Source organism: Legionella nigrisilvae (assembly GCF_977063395.2).
This window is the reverse complement of the sequence record NZ_CDRUGZ020000022.1, coordinates 357,257-378,325: the sequence shown is the minus strand read 5'-3', so window position 1 is coordinate 378,325 and position 21,069 is coordinate 357,257. Positions and strand designations below refer to the sequence as shown.

Here is a 21,069-nt window from a genome sequence, read left to right as displayed (position 1 = left end):
CAATTTGTTTGTCTCCTAACTCAGTAGTGATGGTTACTCAGCTAAAACCACCAAATCCATAGGATCGTCAACTCCTGCAACACTCCGGGATTTTCGTTCTATTTTTGGAGCTTCACTTTCATAGTTTTGTTTTAGCGCTTCTGTTAGTGTAGATGCAGTAGTTAATGCTTTTGAATGTTCCACTTTATTGTGCTTCTCTAATTTTGCGGCTAAATTCGCAGTTTCTCCTATCACTGTATATTCAAGTCGGTCTGCATTACCAATAACTCCAAAAACGATTTCTCCCACTGCCAGTCCCATACCCACATCAAGCACAAAATCTCCATTTTTTTTACGTGCTTCATTCCATACTAACAGCTTTGCAAGAATCTCATCTACTGCTCTTAAGGCATCTGCTGCATAAGTATTTGAAGGGGTGACCGCACCAAAACTCGCCATGATGCCATCTCCCATAAACTTATCAATCGTGCCATTATGTTTTTGAATGATTGGCACGAGCAAACGCTGATACTCTCCTAGTAATTGGATCAAGTCACTTGGTGACAGAGTTTTAGATGCTTTGGTAAAGCCGCGCATGTCGGTAAATAAAATTGCTGCATGACGTGTTTCTCCATAACCTGCTTGCAAAATCGAATCAGAGTGGATGATTTTTTCGGCAACGCTTAAGTCAAAAAAACGGGAGAGATCTTTTGCGGCACTGGTTTGCGCTACTGCTTGGAACAGTGTCTTTTGGGCGCGTTGGAGTACTAATGCCAAGATCACTGTAACTAAGAAAATAGATAAAAGTATATCGAATACTGCGCCTAAATAAACACTCTGGGTGGAAGCATAAGTTATATAGTCCCAGGTAATAACACTCATTCCGGTGCTGGATAAGGTTTGCCAAACAATAACAGTCCACCCTATAACTGCGGTAAAGCCTGAAAGTAATACCCATTCTGGTTCAAAACGCAACGCGCGAAGAGCTATCAGGATATAAACATAATTGATGTGGGTATTTTTTAAATTAATGGTTGCTGAGGTTTCATATTGTAGGTAATAAGTCCAGATAATAAACAGCAATAAGAACATTTCGGTGATGACGAATAATCCAAGTACTTTAGGGGTTAACTGATTTGTATAAGCAAACCATAACCGCGTTAATATTAGAATAGTAAATAATGATAAGCCCAAAGAGGTAGAATGCACTGGAGCATGAGGGGTATAACCTATAGGAGTTAAATAGTCTATGATCATCAACAAAAATATAACCCCTAATTGCACCCCGCCAACCAGTAATTCGCTTCGGTACTGTTGGGACTTCATATCATCTCTAATGCGCTGCGGTAATTGATTATAACTAAGCACTCTTTTCTCCTACGATGCGCTCACATAATCCTTTAGGTAACATGATGTATTCCTCTGGATCTCCATCCTTCGTTGCTTGCGCGGCACAGGAGTGTTTCGATGTCGCACAATCATTTTTACTCGCACGTACTACGCCATAACATCGCTCAAGCTCCTCTGTCTGGTTTTTTTCAGACAACCAATCAGTATTGGTATATAAAGCCACGAGCGAAGCACTTAAAGCTGCAGCAATAACGGCACTATTTTGAATCTTGCGTTTATTCATGATTTTAATCCCATTTAGGATTTATAAATATCGTTCTTTAATATGTGCAAAATAATAATCAGGATTTAATGTTTCACCTGTTGCTTGACGCAATAGTTCTGGAAAGGTTAATAACCTTCCTTTCTGATGTATATGTTCCCTCAGCCAAGCTAACAATGATTTGAAATTACCTTGCTGCAATTGATCTTTCAGATCCGGAATGGATTTCTTTACGGCTGAAAACAATTGAGCAGCAATTAATGCTCCAAATGTATAAGCAGGAAAGTATCCAAAAATTCCGGATGGCCAATGAACATCCTGCATCACGCCATTTTTATCATCGCCTTTGGTGGATAAGCCTAAATACCTTTGCATAGAGGTATCCCATACTTCCGGCAAATCAGCAACAGTAATCTCGGAAGAAAATAATAGTTGTTCTATTTCATAACGTAGTATTACATGTAAAGGATACGTTACTTCATCCGCATCAACCCGGATTGGGCTCGGTTGTACTTTCGTGTATTGAAAAAAAAGGTTTTCTGCAGTGATATGCTCTACATCTTTGAAATATTTTTGTGCTATGGGCTCAAGAAAACGGAGGTATTCCAGGCTTCTGCAAATTTGCATTTCAATAAACAAGGATTGACTTTCGTGCATAGCCATTCCTAAAGAATGACCCACAGGTTGTGTACTCCATTCTTTTGATAATCCTTGTTCATAAAGAGCATGACCCGTTTCATGGGTAATTGCCATTAAGGACGATAAAAACTCGTGATCGTTATAACGTGTTGTGATACGAACATCACTAGATATTCCACCACAGAATGGATGATGGCTTACATCAAGTCGCCCATGATTAAAATCAAATCCTAGACGAGCCATTATTTCCATTCCCAGTTGCTTTTGTTTTTCTACCGGAAAAGTTCCTGTAAGTGTTTTAATTTGCCTATTCTTTTGATTTTCAATAATACTGGGAATAAGTTGAGCCAGTTCTTGTTTTAATGAATTAAAAATCGGAGTAATTGTATTACAATCCAAATCTGGAGAATATTCATCAATTAATACATCCAACACTGGCTTATTAAATGTTTGGGATTTAATTTCAGCAATTGTTTTTACTTTTTGAAATAATTTTTCCAGGTAGGGTTTAAACGATTTCCAATCATTTTTTGCGCGTAATTCTCGCCATGCTTGACCACAAATTAAAGATTCATTAGTAAATTCTTCGACTAAATGCACGGGAATACAGGTCGCCTGTAGGTATTCTTTCTCCATCCAATAAAGATTCTTTTGCTGCCATAATGATAAACCCTCAATATCTTTTGCGTGTTTTATCAAGTCACCAACTTTTTTATCAGTTAACCAATCATGCTGAACAGCACTTAATGTAGCTAAAGCCTCTGCTCGGGCTTTCCCCCCACCAGGTGGCATCATGGATGCTTCATCCCAGGAGACAATTGCGGCTAGATTTTCAAAATCATAATACTTTTTAAAATGATGTTCTAACTGTTGGTATGCATTCATGTAGGGTTCTCATTAGTCTGTTTGGATTTAGGCATGCTTAAAAATATACATATTGAGATGATGCAATAAATTTATGGGTAGGGTCAAACTAAAGCCCTAGAGCATCGTTATCTATTTAGCTTAGAATTATTCTAACAATGTAAGCCCAAATTGATCGTGGAGTCAAAATTAACTGCACGAATTCACATAAATTTATTTTAAATCATTTGGTTATGTACGGTTTTTAAGACTATTTTCTAGAGAATGAATATCTGATGATAATTAAATTTGTACATTTGCTCTACCAAAATTTGTAAATTAACTGTAAACTTTTTCCTGAAAAGACATGACCGTTATAATGCGTGGTCATTTCAGAGGTATTTTTATTATCGGATATAATTATTAATTCTAAAGGAGCCATGTCATGCCTCATACACCACCTGCCTCACCTAATGCTGAAAGAAAAACTGAAGAAGCAAAAAATTTATACAGTTCCCAGGATAGTAGCTTTGATGAAAGCAGTTTTGAGGAAAGTAGTTTTGAGGAAAGTAGTTTTGAAGAAAGCGATGAAGAGAACTCCGAACTAAGCGAAGATGAAGGTAATGAGCAAACTTCTGAAGAGAGTTCGCAACCTACCACCGAGCCGACTGAAGAATCACCAGCCCCCCAAAATCATGCGGAAAGAAGAAATGCCAATACGCTCTTTGGTTTTGCTCCACGAGCCCCTCAAGTCTTTGTCTGTCAACATGGGCATTTACACCTTATAGATGCCATTGATGAAAACACTCTAATTTTCATGACCTTAAATGGCTCTCCTGAATTAATGCGTATGATAGCTCTCGCTACACTATTGACGGCTCTAGATTTAGATGAAGAAAAGAACTTGGAAGAACAAGTTGGTTCACAAACTGAGCAAAAGCCGGAAGAAGGACCAATAAAAGCAAGCGAAGAACAAAGTCAAAAAGAAGAAGAAAGTAGCGAGGAAGAAAATAACGAAAGTTGGGGTTATAACTACTTTTCAATGTAGCACTCGGACTCCGCAGCCAAAGTTGCGGAGTCCCTTATCTAAATAGGTGTTTTTTTACCCCCTCTAGAATGTCCAGCATTGATAATCCATACCAACATCTTATATCATCGCACCTAAAATGCGCTTCTGAAATTTAAAAAGGAACTAATAATAATGCGTATGCAATGGATGTTAATAGCACTCTTTACTTCAATGGCTCACGCCAACTTACCTTATTTTCCTTTAGACTTTCCTCGAGACGAGGCAGCACACCATCAAAACATACCCTACTCATTTACACACATGATTGAATGGTGGTACTTCAATGGCAAGTTGGTTACTGATGAGGGAAGGCATTTAAGTTTTGATGTTGCTTTATTTAATGCCGCTATAAATGTAAAAGGACGTGTCTATACACAACCCATGCTCCACATGCAACTTGCTGATTTGGACAATAAAATAGCCTATGGAGTAGGTAAAGATTATTTTGTTAATGAAGGTAAATTTGATACTGAAAAATTAAATATTATTGTAAAAAATGACTATAGTTTACAAAAAAAGGGTGAAAAAGAGAAAGAAGTTTATTTGTTGAACGCAGAAGCTCATCAAAATAACACTGCCTTAAAATTCAATTTAATTATGGAGCCAAAAGGATCTTTTTTCTTGATCAATGAAAATGGACTGATGCCAATGGCTGATAATACCAATTCATATTATTATTCCATACCTCATTTCAAAACAACGGGGACGCTTAAACTCAATGATAAGACGTATCAAATCAATCTAAATCCAGGTGATGCCTGGATGGACCATCAATGGGGCGACTTTAACCTTGACTCGAATGGGTGGGAGTGGTTTGGAGTGCGCCTGAATAATGGTATTGACGCCAATATCTTCCTTATCTTCAATTTTAATGATAACAAGGTAATTGGCGGGCTAGCAAACGTAATTTTGCCTTCTGGCGAAAAGCGATTTATTTCTTACCAAGATATGGAAGTGTTTCGCGAAGATTATTGGTTTGACCCCTTATTATCAATTCTTTATCCCACTACATACAGAATTAATATACCCAGCATTGGACTATCCCTTACGAATGTTGCCGCTTTTCCCGAGCAGGAAAAACATGGTTACTGGGAAGGATATTGCGAAGTATCAGGAAGCTATAATCAGCAAGAGGTTACTGGTTTTTCTTATACAGAAATTGTTTACAGCACTCCAAGCCTATCTGTTTTCTCCAATCTTGAGGGTAGTTCAGTGGTAGATGAAATTAGACCTGGTATAGTGTCTAAGGAAGAACTAACAAAGACTGAGTACAAATGAGATTTTTAATAAAGGCTATAATGAAATTTTTCCTGTTCTTTCCTTTCCTAGGAATGCTTCTTTTTGTTAAAGCCCTTGCGGTCAATGGAACTCCTGAATCGAAAGAGATTCAACTGCAGATAAATCAACTTTCAGAAATCAATAAAATAGCGACAAAAGTTGCACCTTCTCAATTGCCAAGTCCCTATAATGAATTATTGACTCAGCCCCTAATGACTAAAAGCATAGAAAAATATTATGCACGTAGTGCCATTATAAAAACAATTTTTGCAGCCCAGAGGCCTGAAAAAAATACTTATCAACGTACTATAGTTATGTTTATTGATAGCAAGAAAGAGAGAAATCAACCTGAGTTAGCCCAAACAAAAAAAGAAGTGATTGTAGTTGAGTTAGCATTTATTACGATGAACTTTAATGAGCTGCCCAAAAATATGATAGAAGAAATACTCCATACGAATACTCCTTTTGGTAAATTGCTCCTCAAGTATCATCTGGAAATAGTCACACAAGATCGAACGTATTATAAGGTTAGATGTGACCGTGCATTAGCCTCACTAATTAATTGCAAATTTAATGATTTCATCTATGGACGCACCAACAGTATTCTTAGGGCTGATAATAAAAAATGGCTTGCGCATGTTGTAGAGATTTTACCTAACCCTGCTGAGGTAGGTGAAGGAGGAAAACTACCCCCAGCTCCAGATTAATGCATATTAAATGTTTCTTATGATATTATAAAGCTCAATTTTCATGATGTCCTAATAGGACTCCAATTATTCAAAGTAAAGGAACGTGGTGATTTATGTGGAATGAAAAAGTAACAAAGCCTTTTCTGATTATTTATATTGGTCTGTTGTTCCTTGCAACCTTTTTCATCATTCCAACCATAACCAGTTTTTATTACTACGCTTGGGGTAAACAATTAGCTTGGTCTTATTTTGACGGACCACCCATGATTGCCTATTTTTTCCATATTTCTCGAGCAATTTTTGGGGATACTTTTTTTTCCATTAATATTATCGGTTTTTTATGCTTGATTGTAGGTGCTTATTATATATACAAAACCGGTACACTCTTGCACAACCAACAAACAGGATTAATTAGTGCGCTGATATGGGTTGTTTTGCCTACTACCACCGAAAGTGTTTTTGTTCGTGTTTTATATGATGCACCATTGAATTTATTTACGATTCTGTCGTTTTATTCTTTTGCGCGTTACATTTTATACAAACGCATTCTTGATGTGTATCTTTGTGCTTTATTTATTGCAGCAATGATCTTATCTAAATATACTGCTGTTGTAAGTGTGATGGGGCTTTTGGTCTATGTTATTTTTTCCAAACAGCGGCAACTTTTTAAAAATGGACATTTTTACTTAGCCTGTCTAATCATTATTTTAATGATTTCTCCTGTAATCTATTGGAATATCCAGCATGATTGGATCTCAATTACTTATTTATTAAATTTCCACAGTCAAACTCAAAATCATACTACCATATCCCATAGTCTCTTAAGGCTTTTAAGTACATTAGTAGTTAATTTTTCAGTTTTCCTCTTGTTGACTGCATTTGGATGGTATAAGTATCGAAAAACCCAGCCTACATCCGATAACCAAGTTTTGGAACTCACTTATGCAGTATTATTTGTAGGCTTATTATTTTGGTTCATATCAACCCTTCTGGGTGGAAGTGCCCGTGCTATTTACCTAACACCTCTAGGCATGAATATTGCCTTAGCAACAGGATATTTCATTACAAAATATAATTACCACCGTTTTTTTAAGTGCTGTTATCCCGTTTTTTTAATCTTTAGCCTCATGGTGATTGTTGTTAATTCATGGCCAATCGCAACATATATGAAAAAAGGTAAGTTTTACACGGTATTACAAAAAGCGATTAAAGAGCCAGAAATCATAAAAAAAGGACAGCCTATAGCTGCTGGATATTATACTAATGCTTCAGCGTTGAATTTTTTTATGCCCAATGAGTCAGTTCATGCAATTCCTTGCAACGATATCAATCAATATCAATACTGGGATAAAGCCTTTTTAGAAGCATTATCCAAAGGGGAAATTGCTAAAATCTACTATTTTGATTTTAAAGATACGAAACAATGTCCTGAACAATTTTTTAATCAATGCCGATCAGTCGCAACAATTTCTCACAATAAGATCATCCCAGTAATTCACAAATTAACTAAGCCAAGATATTTGTTTGTGTACGAATGTTCATCGCCACGTACCCAAATTTCAAATGCAAAGACCTAATATAACCAGGGAAACAGGAGCATAAATACTTGAGTTGGATGCCCTCGAGCTGCTCCTGAACTTATTTCTTGGTTCAGATTTTTCCGATTGCACTCCTAGTCTTATAAAGTAATAATACATTCTGAATTCCACCCGTCGCAAACATGTTGTGTTTGTATGGCTTATTTTATAAGGATGATAAATGAAACAAAAACTGCTCATTGGATTTACAGCTGTCGCTCTGACTTTTGCAAGCATATCTTATGCTGATTTTACCTTTTACTCGGGTTCAAATAAATGTGAAGATATTCCTGGAAATTGGGCTGGATCAGGTAAGGCTTCTAATTGGTTGATAGGGGAGTGTCATTACAATGGAGCAGGAACAGTTGGAGCTGTAGATACTACAGGTCATTTTGCGATTGAAGTCAATGCAGACAAACGTTCAGGAAGTCTTATATGTCCAGAACATCATTCAACGAAACTGCGTGGAATTTGTGTGAATGGAACGGTAACCATTAAGACAGAATACGGTAACTTGAACGGTATTTTTTCACAAAATTCAGGAAGCGCAAAAGGCAAGCTCACGGTTTCACCTGGCATGGACGTCGATGTTGCTATTCAATTTAAACGAGTTAGTTAGATAACTGGGAAGCGGGGAGGTGAAATTTAGAAAGTTTCGAGTCTAAATTTCACTTCGAGCGTCTAGACTTAATTTGAAGAAATAAGCCCTTTAGTTTAATGATTCTTTTAAAGTCACAATGTGCTGATAGGCTTCATTTATCCGTTCTTGGCTGATTTCTCCAGAGCGAACTTTGGCTTCAATAATATTGATGACTTGAATTGGGTCTTGTGATGGAACCGATAAATTATTACCAAATATCAGCATATCTGCACCTGCATTGATCGCCAATACTAAAGCTTGCTCAAGCCCATAATTATCGCTAATCGCCTTCATTTGCATATCGTCCGTGATGATAACCCCGCGGAAATGGAGTTGATTCCGTAGAAGCTCGGTTAAGATTTTATGAGATAGAGTGGCTGGCAATCCTGAGGGATCTAACTGACGATTCACGATATGTGCGGTCATAACCACTCCACATGCTTCAGGTGAATTCAGTGCGCGTTCAAAGGGTTCTAATTCGTAAGTTCGCCAAGTATCTGTAACATCGACAAAACCCTGATGTGAATCCTGGGTTGAGCTGCCATGCCCTGGAAAGTGTTTGTAAGCACATTGAATTTTCTGATTTAAGAAATGATGGCTATAAATATTTGCATAGCGTGTCACTTGTTTTGGATCACTAGAAAAACTTCGATTTTTTTTTCCAATGATTGGATTATCAGGGTTAACATTTACATCCAATTCTGGAGCAAAGTCTAAGTTAAATTCCGCCATTTTTAGAGTATGAGCCATAGGTGCAGCAGCAGTTTCTGCTTCTTTAACACTTCTATTACCCACTTCGGCTGCAGATAAAGTTGGAGGAAACCCGTATTGCTCTCCTAAACGATTGACTTGGCCCCCTTCATAATCTACCGAAATTAATAAAGGTAATTGCACTCGATGATGTTTTAAATTACCTTGTTCCGCAAAATATTGGAGCTCATGATTCAGCTTTTTTACTTGTTCTGGATTTTCAATATTCTTGTCAAATGTTTTTGTCCGAAAATTGTAGTCAAATAAGATAACACCACCGATATTATGATCTTCAATTGTTTTTACTATTGGGGATCGATTATTAATTTGTTTCCCATCAAAACCAATAAGAAGCATTTGACCAATTTTATCTCGTAAACTTACTTCGGTGGTAATACCAGCGAAACAACTTGCAGAGAAAAATAAAGTGAGAAAAAGCGAAAAAAAATAATTCATATGTGGTCCATATACTTACCAAATAGGTCAAAGTGTACCATTTAGTTCCAAATTGTTCAATCTGTATCTTATTTCGCCTATAGTAGTCCAGTATACCTTAGTGTTGAGAGTTGCTATTATTCGCTTATACATTATCAAATATTGTAGGAAATAGGCTATGACTACCGTCAGTGAATACTTTAATGAGAATTGGCAACGCTATCAAAGCACTATTAAAAATAATACCTTATATCATCGTGAAATGGTGCAGGCATTACAAAGATTTCTCTCGACTCATATAGGAAATCGTTCTTTTTCTTTTGTGGATGTTGGATGTGGTGACAGTAGTACGGTTGCTTCTGTACTTTCAGCTACCTCAATAGAAAGATATATAGGTATTGACGCAGCGCCAGACGTTTTAAAAATGGCTGAAAATACCTTGGCCTTACTTCCGTGTAAAAAAGAGTTCATTGCGGATAATATGACGGTGGCTCTTCCTCGTTTATCGGTTCCCGTGGATGTAATCTTTACCAGTTATGCTGTTCATCATTTATCCCTACAGGATAAAATCAACTTTATTGCTACTTGCAAACAAAAACTAAATCCCAATGGTTATTTGTTATTGATTGATGGTGTTCTTCAACTGGATCAGACACGGGAGGAATGGTTGAATGCTTTGAAATCACGTATTGTTGAAAGTAACCCTGATATTACTAATGACGAAATCATAGCACGGATGGAACATCCGCGTGCGGATGATTACCCCGAATCCATTGACACCTTCGCTCAAATTGCCCAGCAGCAATCCTGGAGTAATTTTCAAGTTCTTGTAGATAAAGGAATATTTGCTTTTATGGCCTTTTCTAAATAATATTTTGAGTTCCTTAGAACTTAGCGATTCTGAGGAATTTATCCATAACCCGTTTCGACATTAAGTATACAATTGCGCTTTTATTGCATTCATATAGATTTTATCAATTATTCCAATAATTAATGAAGCAGGGCCTGAAGCACTACTGGAAGTAGGCCCAACACATTCAGCATAAAAATGCACAGCATTCTTAGCTGCTAAAAATGGATCAGGAATTACAGAATTAAAAACACTGATAATTGCTGAAAGTAAATTGCTTATCCCCGCCACTTTTTGAACCAACTCAGAATCAAAATTAAATTGATTGATTTGATTCTCCTTAACAACGAGATGTCTTTTTCCACTGACTACAACAGATAATTTATATTTTTTTGATAATGATTTCGCATTATCTAATATCATTTTCTCTTCGAGTAGATGATTGTTACCTTGAATTATAAGTTCATCAGTCCCTAAACTCACAATTTCATTAGGATAGCCACGGATAATTGAAATTTGATGCATCTTTATCATTTTGGATACAACATCCGTTCGGTATCGACTTGCACCTGCTCCGACTGGATCTAAAATGATGGGGATATTCTTCTGGTTTGCTAGGGTACAGATGTAATTACTTAATTTAACAAATGGGTTATCTAATTTGCCTATATTGATTACCACGGCTTTAGAAATTCCCAATAGTTCTTCAACTTCTTCTTCCGCACTACACATTAATGGGAAACCACCAATACTACGTATTCCACTTGCTACATATCCCATTGGAAAATAATTGGTAATGTTTAAAATAAAAGGTTTTTGGTGTCTGATATTCCTCAAAGCTTCATTTACTTCGGGTGTCATGAAACAAATCCATTCTTCAACAAGTTCAATTAAAATTACTTTAGCGCACTTTTTTAATTAAGTGAATTCATAACGAGTATAAAGAATGATGCTATTTAAAAGGATGATTTGCTTTTTCAAGCATGTCGAACTAAGTTTAAATTTGAAGGAATTTTAATCTCAAGGAGAGTATAAATGTCAAAACATGATAAATTTAAAAAAGAGTCACAAGATGCACGTCGCCATGATCAACAGCACTCTACTCATCCTGATAAGATGAAACCTACTCACGAAAAAACTAAATTAGAGACCCATTCTAATAAGAAGAAGTAGAATAAAGTAAAGATAATTTGTTACAAGCCTTACCTTCTAAGGTAAGGCTTTGTTTGACGGTATTAATAACAGCGTAATTGTCCCCAAACATTTCTCCAGCAGCCTGGATGGTATGGAGCGGGTCTTGCATTGGGTCCTGGGCTGTTGTATACGCACATGCCATATATATTCCTATGAAATCCATGTCCACAACCTTGAGCTGCGCTGGCAATAGACGTATAACCTAGGGCGAAGAATAATGAACCGACTATAATTGCTGTACGTACTATTTTTGAAAGATAGAAACTTGTATCCATTACATCCTCCTTGGGTTTATCTTTTTTTTCACTCAGCTTAAGTATAGAGTTTATTTTTTAATTTGCATAAAATTTAAGCAAATATCTTTGATAGTTTCTATATGATTGTAAATCGCTGAAAATATCTTTTTTAAACATACTTTTGAAGTGAGTTTAAATTCAAGGAGATGCTTAAAAATTGCTTACCACGACTCATCCCATAAACTTAATTGTTTGTAGGTTGAATCTTCTTTTTTGCAAAATTTGCTGATTTCTAAATCTGGAGAGGGTTCGATATTTAAGTGGAATTTTTTACAGGCAAGGTGGAATCGAGTTTTTAATAGATTGGCATATTCCCCCTCTCCTCGCATTCGAATTCCAAATCGGGAATCGTATTCTTTTCCACCGCGCATTTGACGAATTAGGCTCATTACATGCTCGGCTCTTTCTGGGAAGTGTTTGGTAAGCCATTCTTTGAATAATTCTTTTACTTCGTAAGGTAGTCTAATTAACACATAACTGGCATGTTTGGCCCCACTCTCTGCTGCAGTCTTCATGATTTTTTCCAATTCCATGTCATTGATCATCGGAATGATAGGGGCAATCATGACACGCGAGGGTATTCCATGGTCAGTTAAGTGTTTAATTATTCTGATTCGTCCTGCCGGTGCAGTAGTTCTTGGCTCCATAATTCTTTTCAAATCTTTTGATAGAGAGGTGATACTTACTGCAACTCGAACTAGATTTTGTGCAGCCATGGAGGACAGGATATCCAAATCACGTTCTATGAGCGCATTTTTTGTAATGATAATCACAGGATGACGATGAGCAGCTAATACGTTTAAAAGACTACGCGTAATAGCAAGCTTTGCTTCTGCAGGTTGATAAGGATCTGTATTTGCACCTAAGACAATAGGTTTGCAATGATAACTTGCTTTATTAATTTCTGTTTCCAAAAGTTTTGCAGCGTCCACTTTATAAAAGATTTTGGTTTCAAAATCGATTCCAGGAGATAAATTAACATATGAATGACTGGGTCTGGCATAACAATAAATACATCCATGTTCGCACCCTCGATAGGGGTTAATTGACTGCTCAAAACCAATATCAGGAGAGTCATTATGACTAATGACTGATTTGGCGCGTTCGGGTAATAAAAAAGTTTCTAAAGGAGGAAGGATCTCTTCTTCTATATCCCAGCCATCAGCGAAATGTTCACGGGTTTGCGGTTCAAATCGACCGTCTGGATTGCTTAGAGCACCTCGATTTTTAAGAGTCAGATTAGGTTTCATAACAGCAGAGACTAAAATAAATGCTGGTTATTGTACCATTAATGCCCAAAGAAACAGAGGAAAAACTGGAAGATGTCTTATTGATTAGGCCGATTTATTAATGAGGCCGTCATTCTCGATATGCATGTTAGTTTTCCTTCTTCATTAAAAATTTTCACGTCCCAAACTTGAGTAGAACGTCCCAGGTGAAAAGGGGAGGTAATTGCTGTGACTATTCCTTCTTTAACCGAACGAATATGATTGGCATTAATTTCCAAACCGACACAAAAAAATTGATTCACATCAATAACTGCATTTGCTGCAGTACTGGCAACTGTTTCGGATAACGCGACATTAGCCCCTCCATGAAGAATACCTATAGGTTGTCTGGTGCGAGCATTTACTGGCATCGTTGCTTTTAAGAAATCATCACCTATTTCAATAAATTCAATGCCAAGAAATTCAGACATGGTATTTTTTCCGAACCGATTGAGAGCATCTAGAGTAATTTCTTTAAACCATATAGCCATTTTTATCTCCTTTAAGGACGCTCAAATTTGTAAAATGTAAAAAGACACTAAAATAAGATAAACTTTATTTCTCCAAAAACCAATAAGAAATTTTTATGACAAATCAAGCATGCATGAGATGTTATATCTCGGGAAAAGTCCAAGGAGTATGGTATCGCGCTTCAGCACAGAGAGAAGCGATTAAGTTAGATATCACAGGATGGGCGCGAAATTTGGACGATGGGCGCGTAGAGGTTTTTGCTTGCGGGACAACTGACAAGTTAAAATTATTTTATGCATGGTTAAAAAAAGGTCCCCAACTTGCTTTTGTAGAGGAATGTACTTACGAAGAAGTCAATTGGCAAGAGCATCAAGGATTTGATACTTTTTAATGAAACATAGGTATACCTGGGAGGCAGAGCGGTGCTTTTCCTGTTACTTAGAGTATACCTTAATAAAATATTCTATGGATTCAATTAATCGTGAGACTTGATCGGGTACAAATATTTCAAGTTGCGCAAAAACATGGATCATCCCTTTAAATTCCTCTAATTCAACGGTAACTCCTAGGTTTTTTATTTTTTTTGCAAAATCAATTGCTTCATCAAATAGTGGATCATATTCAGCAGCCGCAATATAGCAAGGCGGTAATAATTCCAAATGTTTAAAATACATCGGTGATGCTTGAATTCGATCTCCACCATTTTTGAAATAATTGTCAAAATACCATTTAATTTTGTCGCGTGTAAGTAAATATCCTTCTCCATTTCGTTGATACGATTGATAGTTCATGGAAAAATCTACAGACGGATAAATTAATACTAATCCTTTAATCGCTTGATCCCCAAGCTCTTTCATTTGATGACAGACAGAGAGTGCTAAATTCCCACCAGCACTGTCACCTGCTAAAAAAACATGCTGGGTATCCACTTGAAACTCTTTGAGTAATGCAACTCTTTGCTCAAAAACAGCAATACAATCCATCAGTCCCGCTGGATAAGGAAATTCCGGAGCTAATCGATATCCCACAGAAACGACTACAACTTGACAGGTAACCGCAATTCGTCGACAAAGTGCATCATGGGTATCTAGACTTCCTGATAAATGTCCACCACCATGGAAATAAATAATTAAGGATAATTTTTTTTGGGGGGCGGGATGATAAATTCGTGTGGGTATCTCAAGATCAGCAACCCGTAATACAGGATTGCTTACTAAAGGTACGTATACTTTGGGTAGAGCAAAAGCCTCGGCTGTTTTTTCAGCAAGATCACGTACTTCCTCCGGAATAAGGACAGCTTGCTTTGTATGGGTCAAATCCAAGAAGTTTTGTAATGATTGTGGTATATGACCCTGTCCCATTGCTGCCTCCCTCTGCAGAACTATAGTGTCGATGGTTAATCTGAATCTCCTGATAACAGCAACGTATTATTTACCCTTAAAGCCTTTATCAGCAAGAGTCCAACAACCAGGAGCCAAATAATACCTAAAATAATAATAAAACTTAATAAAGGATTTACCATCAGATAACCCATAACTATCACACCCAGTGTTGCAAAACACATGTTAACAAAACTCATCATTGCTGCAGCGCTGGCTTTGTCACTCAGTGCATTTGAAGCAACAAATGACCCACCTGAAAATAAGAAACTGCTAAATAAATAAAGACTTCCTGTGATTAGGAAGAACCACAATGAAGATTCGCTTTTTATGTGCCACATCATCAATAAATTAAATATGCCTAAAGCAACTCCTAAAAAGCCAATGGCAATGAGTCGATTTGCCGAGAAACGAGCCAGTAATTGTTTGGCTAATAATCCTCCACAGAGCATGCCAATGATGTTGAGAATATTCCAATAGCCATACTCTGCTGCTGAGAGTTTCAATATTTCTTCAGCTATTTGAGGACCTGCAGCAGAAAAACAGTACGAAATTGCAGAGCAACATCCTACTACTAATGAAAAAATTACTAATTTAGCAGAAGTCAATGCAGCATAGTAATCACGGATAATGGCCAAGACGTGTATTGATTTGGGATGAGTTAAGGTTTCACTAAACACGCACGTTCCCCAGAGCATAATTACGCCATGTACCAGTAATATCCAAAAACATCCTTGCCAATTGAGGTATTCTGTAATTAATCCACCAAGTACTACAGCGATTCCGATGCCAAGAGCAAAAGACAACACAGAATAGGCCATAGCAGTTTTTCTTTGAGTTTCGGGTAACCATTCATTGATTAACATGAATGTACAGGCAAGTCCGCTTGCCGCACCTAAAGCCGTTATGAGGCGTCCCCCGATTAGTAACCAATAACTTCCTTGTAATAAAGCGAACAAACAAATGAGAATGCCAAATAAATTAATCAACAGTCCTGTACGTAGGGCTTTTAAGCGTCCATAGCGATTAGCAAGAGGTGCATAGACCAATTGCCCTACTACATACCCAATTAAAAAAGCAGAAACTATCCATTCGATAATACCCGGACCTAGAGCATATTCAGATTGAATTTTTGGAAGAGCAGGGGTAATAATCGCTGCTGAAACTGAAGCGATGGAGATGTAGTTGAGCAACCAAAACAGATTAAATGAAGATGGTTTTCCAGTTGCGCTCATGATTGTCCTTAATGAAACTTAAAAATAAAGGGGTCCCATTGTAAGTTCTTCTTTATCTTAGTCAACATATTCTTTTACTGTGTGAACGCATTCTGACCCATAGTTTAGGTATTCCAGAACCTGATCGGAGCTTATTCTATAGGGGCTTTGCGAAATGTTCTCACGGTTTTGTTTGTAGTATTATCGATAATTTCACCGCGGATATCATCAAAGTGCCCATTAACTTGAATCAACATCCATGTGTACAGCTGATCAAGATCATCTCCTGTTTGGGTCGCAATCATAGCTTCTTTACAGTAAACATTTGCAGTAAATTGCTTGCTCATTTTAAAGAATCCTTTGATCCAAACATATATATAAGTTTAGCTATTTTTGCCTGATTCACCACGTTATAAAGGTGGATATTCTACTATAATTTAAATAGGAGAGTTTTATATCAGGAGATTGTTATGGGTACCAATTTTTTAGCAGCAGTGCTAGGTTGGTATCTGGTAATTGTGAGCTTGCTTTTACTTGTACGACGTGAAATTGTAGTTACCGCGATGAGGGAATTAATGGGGCAACGAGCGGTCATGTTGGTTGTTGGCATAATAACATTAATAATTGGATTATTAATGGTTCTGAGTCATAACGTATGGGTATTAGGTTGGCCTGTTATTGTAACCGTCTTTGCGTGGTTAATACTGATTGGCGGCTTATTTAGGCTCTATTTTCCAGATACCGTATATAAAGTTTGGAATAAAATGATAACTAAGACGGAACTATTCATTATAAGTGGGGTAATTACATTACTCATCGGTCTATTCTTACTGTACAAAGTGTATTTCGGTTGATGCAATGTATAAACTGGGGAGCACCCCCAGTTTTATTTTGTATGCCACTCATTAGAGGTATTAGCAATTCACTTAGTGCACGGCAATCAAAGAATTCACGAATAAATCAATGATGTGCTTGATTCTGATTCGGAAGTATACTCGCTATAAAAATCGCTCACGTCTTCAAAAAGTTCTTTTAATTCTTCTACATCATATATTCCTCTTTGAGCTTGTTTGTTTAACTCACTGTATGTTTCAATGAAATCTTCCATTTTGTTCTGTATTTGGGAGTCGCTCAAGTCGTCATTTTTTTTGATTTCGATAATAAAGTCATCGAATTTAGTTTTAATTTCTTCATACTCCTCTTTGCTTCCTAACAGTTTCACTTTGGGTTCTGATTTATTAAAGGATAGGTACAATAAATAAAGTGCTAGAAAGCCAATGGGAACTAAAATAATCATCCCTAGATACATCCCTGTAAGATCGTTACGGGGTGAGTCATTTTGCACCTTACATACAGTCATATCTTGATCAGTACAGGCTGATGCAATCGCAGGTGGTTGTTCAATGGGAAGACGGCATGTTGGTGGTTCATAGCTCAAATTAGGAGAGCAATGGTCTATAGCTTGCTTTTTATTTGACTCAAAAAAGGAGGAGTGCAGTTTAGGTTGGTAATGAGGTTTTTGCTGCGCTCTGGGCTCGGGTATTAACTGTAGTTTTTCAGGTTCTTTAGGGGGCTGCAATCCTTTAATGGAGTATTGGAATGAGATCCAACGATGCATAGAATCCATTAATGCATTTAATTCCTGAGCTTGTCCAGCTAATGTTACGAAATCAGTATCTTTCAATTTAGGACCATTTAAATGAGCAATAACATAATTGACCTGTTGTTTTAATACTTGATTCGTTTTCGAAAGATCACTTGTTGTAGAGGGAAATTGTGCCAGAGTATCTTGATTTGTGATAAAGGTATTCAATTTTGATTGTTCAGAAGTTATCCATTTTTTAATTAAAGATAAATTTTGTTCCTCCTGAATCGCTTTATGATACGCATTGGTATTGGCGTGGATAATTGCTTCAATATGAACGGAAGATTCATCAATAAAGGAGTCAATTTGTTTCAGTAGTGAAGATAATTGTTCCTTAAATTGAAGAACGGTAAACACCTCACCTGCTTGCCCCAAAAGATCCATTGTCTGAGTAATGACTTTTTGAAACTGGTCGAGTTCATTTAAATCAGTTATGGCTTGAGCATAATTTTCTAATACATTATCTTGCATATTTACTAATTGGAAATCCGGGCAGTTTTTAAGTTGATCCGCTGTCAACTGCAATGTAGAAATAGGACTGTCTACGACCGCAGTTGAACTTTTCCCGCATTCTTTTACTGCTTGAGTAGGATAGGCTTTTAAATCAGCAGGTTTATCGATTGCAAAGGTATAGGGATGAGGATTAACCTGATTTGCATTCAGAGCAAAGTGCAAAACGCGGTTACGTTCAGTGGATAGTTGTTCAATTGTTTTGGATACGTCACCTAGGCGATCTCTTAATAGTTGCGATTCAATCTTGTGGGCTAACAGGGGATGAATTTCATCGTCAATTGTACTGCGAAAATTAGCTAAAAATAATCGATCTGAACCTATAAAAGGAGATATATTCTTTTCAATAGTACGTACATAACGAGTGACTAATTCTAATTGTTCGCTTGTTTGCTTGATATTGGGATTTTGACTTATTCCTTTCAGTATATGATTAAGATCCAATAAGAAAAAATTCATAGGCTGATTTAAATGATCTGGACGTAAGTTCTGATTCCTTAACAATAAATAATCACCAATTTTTTGCATTAGTTGATATAAGGCAGTCCATTGCAAACGTTGACTATCGATGGGTTGGACATGAAAATCATCCCGAGTTAAAGCATGACGTGTTTTGAATGCATTAGAGTAAAACCAAGAACGCTCATAAACGTTAATTAAAGCTTGGGAATCATCTGCAAACCAAGAACTGGGGTTGGCTAAATAATCCGGATGAATTCCTGAGTTGGCACGTGTTTTAAGAATCCATTCTCTTTGCGCTAATTCTTCATCTGTATAACATGACTCCGAATGAAGCCAAAAACGAGAATGCTGGGGTTGGGGTTGATATGAGGTGTAATACTCCTTTTTTTCCTTTGCCATACTTCTCACTCCTTGAGATTCGAATAACCCGAGGGTTATTGTACGGTTGGTAACTAAATAGAATATTTTTGAGCCAATTAATTTGATAACACTCTTTAAGTGAATATGCAACAATAAGAATTGAGAATTGGAATGTGGTGCAACATTCTGTTTTTTGTTAAATTATATTTTTTAATTTGAATGAGTAACTTATGCCTTCTTTTGATATTGTCTCTGAAACAAACATGGTTGAATTACGTAATGCTGTTGATAATGCTTTGCGTGAAATGGGGACTCGCTTCGATTTTCGCGGAGTGGACTCAAGCATAGAGCTTAAAGAACTCACGGTAACCTTACGCGCTGAATCAGACTTTCAAGTCAGACAATTAGAGGATTTATTCCGTAATCATTGCAGTAAACGCAATCTTGATGCTTCGGGAGTAGATATGGAAGATGAGCCCGTACACAGCGGAAAATTTTATTCTTTAAATATGACTTTCAAGCAAGGAATCGACCAGCCTACAGCTAAAGATATAGTGAAATGTATCAAAGATTCCAAAATTAAGGTGCAAGCATCAATTCAGGGAGACAAAATTCGGGTTTCAGGAAAAAAGCGAGATGAGCTGCAAGAAACCATTGCGCTCCTGAAGAAATCAAATATTAAATTGCCCTTGCAGTATGAGAATTTTCGAGATTAGTTTTAAATATTGTTTGGCAAGCTGCAATAGGAACTCCATGACATAAATTGTTGTTGGAGTTTCTTTTACTTACTGCGATTTTATTTTTTTGGTAAAAAATATACCCCGGACACAGAGTTTAAAAAATTGTTCCTTTGCATAATGAAGATAGATACTAGAGGTCCAGTAAAGATCTTTTATTATTTGCAAGCAACTTCAACATCATCATTCCATCATGTACCTTTTCATTATTAGATCGTGAATAACAGGTCATAATCCAGGACATCCATTTTGCCGCTGAAAAGTGGATATCGCTTTCTTTAATTGTCAAAGGCAAAGCATAAGCATCTCGAAACAGCTTTAATTCATGGTTATTTAATACATATTCCTCATTATCTTTTTTAAGGGTCCAACTGGTAATAGTATCAATAAAATCAATTTCAGCTCGCATGGTAGATAAATCTTCCCAATCAATAATGAAAAACTCATCCTTACGATTCCAAATAACATTCTTAGGTTTTATATCTGCATGGGCAATCACTAAGTTACTCTTATTATTAACATCCCAGAGGGCTTGAGTGGTCACTTCGTTGGATATTTGATCAAGAAAACTATTTAAAGCGTTATCTTGAAGAGGAGCAGCTAATTGCTTTACTAAACTTATTCCCTGATTGTTTAGAAAAAATTGCCAGGATTGGACAAGAAGATCAATTCTTATAGAAAAAAAACTAGTATCATAATGACTTAAGTCTGTTTGATGGACTAACCTTAATATTCGGGCAATATCCTGTTTCTGAGCTGGAGTAATAGCCGAGATATCCCGAGTTTCTCCAGGGATATAATCCATAATATAAAACAGTATATTATCCATTTCCTGTACAAAGAAATTATTAAAACGGATTAAGTGGGGTGCAGGTATAATTTGAGTCAAATCATTAATACACCCCATTTGAAACTCCATAAAACGAAGAAATTTTTGGGTATTTAACTGATAAAGAGTTTCCAACTCCTTTTTATTAAATACTTTAATGGTTATTTCGCGCGTTCCCACTTTCGCAAAATATAAGGAGCTTTGTAGATTTTGCGAGATTTGGGTTAGTGAGGGGTTATCAAAGTCATTTTGTATTAAAAAATTGGTAATCGATGATACTGTTGAATCGTTCATAGAGATCCCTCCGCATTTTATTGCTGCTTCTGTTTCTTTTATTGGAAAC

The 21,069-nt window shown here is 36.7% G+C and carries 23 protein-coding genes; 10 read left to right on the top strand and 13 right to left on the bottom strand.

The genetic code is table 11. The features are described from left to right. Positions 1-33 precede the first annotated feature (33 nt). Genes ACWTE2_RS14815 through ACWTE2_RS14805 form a run of 3 tightly spaced genes read right to left on the bottom strand, consistent with a single transcriptional unit; the run spans position 34 to position 3,115 of the window. Positions 34-1,347 (bottom strand): adenylate/guanylate cyclase domain-containing protein, encoded by a 1,314-nt coding sequence (locus ACWTE2_RS14815; RefSeq protein ID WP_454785950.1) that lies wholly within the window; start codon positions 1,345-1,347, stop codon positions 34-36. After that, on the bottom strand, positions 1,340-1,612 hold the full coding sequence (locus tag ACWTE2_RS14810) for a BufA1 family periplasmic bufferin-type metallophore (RefSeq protein ID WP_454785949.1): 273 nt from the start codon (positions 1,610-1,612) through the stop codon (positions 1,340-1,342). The genes ACWTE2_RS14815 and ACWTE2_RS14810 overlap by 8 nt, the downstream gene beginning before the upstream one ends. Before the next feature lie 21 nt (positions 1,613-1,633). After that, positions 1,634-3,115, bottom strand: coding sequence for a carboxypeptidase M32 (locus ACWTE2_RS14805; RefSeq protein WP_454785948.1), 1,482 nt, complete (start codon positions 3,113-3,115; stop codon positions 1,634-1,636). Between the two features lie 403 nt (positions 3,116-3,518). Between ACWTE2_RS14805 and ACWTE2_RS14800 the strand changes: the two genes are divergently transcribed. The 5 genes from ACWTE2_RS14800 to ACWTE2_RS14780 all read left to right on the top strand — a co-directional run bounded on the left by ACWTE2_RS14800 (position 3,519) and on the right by ACWTE2_RS14780 (position 8,305). Beyond that, entirely contained in the window at positions 3,519-4,121 is a 603-nt protein-coding gene (locus ACWTE2_RS14800) for a hypothetical protein (protein WP_182393178.1), read from the top strand. A 153-nt stretch (positions 4,122-4,274) separates the two neighbouring features. After that, positions 4,275-5,420: a lipocalin-like domain-containing protein gene (locus ACWTE2_RS14795; RefSeq protein ID WP_454785947.1), complete on the top strand. Its 1,146-nt coding sequence runs from the start codon at positions 4,275-4,277 to the stop codon at positions 5,418-5,420. Beyond that, positions 5,417-6,127 (top strand): hypothetical protein, encoded by a 711-nt coding sequence (locus tag ACWTE2_RS14790; protein WP_454785946.1) that lies wholly within the window; start codon positions 5,417-5,419, stop codon positions 6,125-6,127. The genes ACWTE2_RS14795 and ACWTE2_RS14790 overlap by 4 nt, the downstream gene beginning before the upstream one ends. A gap of 95 nt (positions 6,128-6,222) precedes the next feature. Then, on the top strand, positions 6,223-7,686 hold the full coding sequence (locus tag ACWTE2_RS14785; RefSeq protein WP_454785945.1) for an ArnT family glycosyltransferase: 1,464 nt from the start codon (positions 6,223-6,225) through the stop codon (positions 7,684-7,686). Positions 7,687-7,867: 181 nt separating this feature from the next. After that, positions 7,868-8,305 carry a hypothetical protein gene (locus ACWTE2_RS14780; RefSeq protein ID WP_454785944.1) on the top strand — a complete coding sequence of 146 codons (438 nt, stop codon included), beginning with the start codon at positions 7,868-7,870 and terminating at the stop codon, positions 8,303-8,305. Positions 8,306-8,395: 90 nt separating this feature from the next. On the opposite strand, the gene ACWTE2_RS14775 is transcribed toward ACWTE2_RS14780, so the two are convergent. Further along, positions 8,396-9,532 (bottom strand): glycoside hydrolase family 3 protein, encoded by a 1,137-nt coding sequence (locus tag ACWTE2_RS14775; protein WP_454785943.1) that lies wholly within the window; start codon positions 9,530-9,532, stop codon positions 8,396-8,398. A 157-nt stretch (positions 9,533-9,689) separates the two neighbouring features. Here ACWTE2_RS14775 and ACWTE2_RS14770 point away from each other — a divergent pair, with 157 nt between their 5' ends. Continuing rightward, positions 9,690-10,382: a class I SAM-dependent methyltransferase gene (locus tag ACWTE2_RS14770; protein ID WP_454785942.1), complete on the top strand. Its 693-nt coding sequence runs from the start codon at positions 9,690-9,692 to the stop codon at positions 10,380-10,382. 60 nt (positions 10,383-10,442) lie between these two features. On the opposite strand, the gene thiM is transcribed toward ACWTE2_RS14770, so the two are convergent. Next, positions 10,443-11,222 carry a hydroxyethylthiazole kinase gene (gene thiM, locus ACWTE2_RS14765; RefSeq protein ID WP_454785941.1) on the bottom strand — a complete coding sequence of 260 codons (780 nt, stop codon included), beginning with the start codon at positions 11,220-11,222 and terminating at the stop codon, positions 10,443-10,445. A gap of 174 nt (positions 11,223-11,396) precedes the next feature. On the opposite strand from thiM, the gene ACWTE2_RS14760 reads away from it, so the two are divergent. Beyond that, entirely contained in the window at positions 11,397-11,534 is a 138-nt protein-coding gene (locus ACWTE2_RS14760) for a hypothetical protein (RefSeq protein WP_454785940.1), read from the top strand. 62 nt (positions 11,535-11,596) lie between these two features. Here ACWTE2_RS14760 and ACWTE2_RS14755 read toward each other — a convergent pair whose 3' ends face one another. The 3 genes from ACWTE2_RS14755 to ACWTE2_RS14745 form a co-directional block, all read right to left on the bottom strand. Further along, entirely contained in the window at positions 11,597-11,830 is a 234-nt protein-coding gene (locus ACWTE2_RS14755; protein ID WP_454785939.1) for a GCG_CRPN prefix-to-repeats domain-containing protein, read from the bottom strand. Positions 11,831-12,012: 182 nt separating this feature from the next. Further along, positions 12,013-13,101: a PA0069 family radical SAM protein gene (locus ACWTE2_RS14750; RefSeq protein ID WP_454785938.1), complete on the bottom strand. Its 1,089-nt coding sequence runs from the start codon at positions 13,099-13,101 to the stop codon at positions 12,013-12,015. 77 nt (positions 13,102-13,178) lie between these two features. After that, positions 13,179-13,610, bottom strand: a complete 432-nt coding sequence (locus tag ACWTE2_RS14745; RefSeq protein WP_454785937.1) for a hotdog fold thioesterase — start codon at positions 13,608-13,610, stop codon at positions 13,179-13,181. 95 nt (positions 13,611-13,705) lie between these two features. On the opposite strand from ACWTE2_RS14745, the gene ACWTE2_RS14740 reads away from it, so the two are divergent. Then, on the top strand, positions 13,706-13,981 hold the full coding sequence (locus tag ACWTE2_RS14740; RefSeq protein ID WP_182393189.1) for an acylphosphatase: 276 nt from the start codon (positions 13,706-13,708) through the stop codon (positions 13,979-13,981). 43 nt (positions 13,982-14,024) lie between these two features. Here the strand turns inward: ACWTE2_RS14740 and ACWTE2_RS14735 are convergent, their stop codons facing one another. The 3 genes from ACWTE2_RS14735 to ACWTE2_RS14725 form a co-directional block, all read right to left on the bottom strand. After that, positions 14,025-14,951 carry an alpha/beta hydrolase gene (locus ACWTE2_RS14735; protein WP_454785936.1) on the bottom strand — a complete coding sequence of 309 codons (927 nt, stop codon included), beginning with the start codon at positions 14,949-14,951 and terminating at the stop codon, positions 14,025-14,027. A gap of 35 nt (positions 14,952-14,986) precedes the next feature. After that, positions 14,987-16,204 (bottom strand): MFS transporter, encoded by a 1,218-nt coding sequence (locus tag ACWTE2_RS14730; protein ID WP_454785935.1) that lies wholly within the window; start codon positions 16,202-16,204, stop codon positions 14,987-14,989. A gap of 131 nt (positions 16,205-16,335) precedes the next feature. Further along, entirely contained in the window at positions 16,336-16,530 is a 195-nt protein-coding gene (locus ACWTE2_RS14725) for a hypothetical protein (protein ID WP_454785934.1), read from the bottom strand. A gap of 123 nt (positions 16,531-16,653) precedes the next feature. On the opposite strand from ACWTE2_RS14725, the gene ACWTE2_RS14720 reads away from it, so the two are divergent. Further along, positions 16,654-17,037, top strand: a complete 384-nt coding sequence (locus ACWTE2_RS14720) for a hypothetical protein (RefSeq protein WP_182393193.1) — start codon at positions 16,654-16,656, stop codon at positions 17,035-17,037. 95 nt (positions 17,038-17,132) lie between these two features. Here the strand turns inward: ACWTE2_RS14720 and ACWTE2_RS14715 are convergent, their stop codons facing one another. Beyond that, positions 17,133-19,199 (bottom strand): hypothetical protein, encoded by a 2,067-nt coding sequence (locus tag ACWTE2_RS14715; RefSeq protein WP_454785933.1) that lies wholly within the window; start codon positions 19,197-19,199, stop codon positions 17,133-17,135. Between the two features lie 191 nt (positions 19,200-19,390). Between ACWTE2_RS14715 and ACWTE2_RS14710 the strand changes: the two genes are divergently transcribed. Beyond that, on the top strand, positions 19,391-19,876 hold the full coding sequence (locus ACWTE2_RS14710) for a YajQ family cyclic di-GMP-binding protein (protein ID WP_182393195.1): 486 nt from the start codon (positions 19,391-19,393) through the stop codon (positions 19,874-19,876). A 154-nt stretch (positions 19,877-20,030) separates the two neighbouring features. On the opposite strand, the gene ACWTE2_RS14705 is transcribed toward ACWTE2_RS14710, so the two are convergent. Beyond that, on the bottom strand, positions 20,031-21,020 hold the full coding sequence (locus ACWTE2_RS14705) for an aminoglycoside phosphotransferase family protein (protein WP_454785932.1): 990 nt from the start codon (positions 21,018-21,020) through the stop codon (positions 20,031-20,033). Between the last annotated feature and the right edge of the window lie 49 nt (positions 21,021-21,069).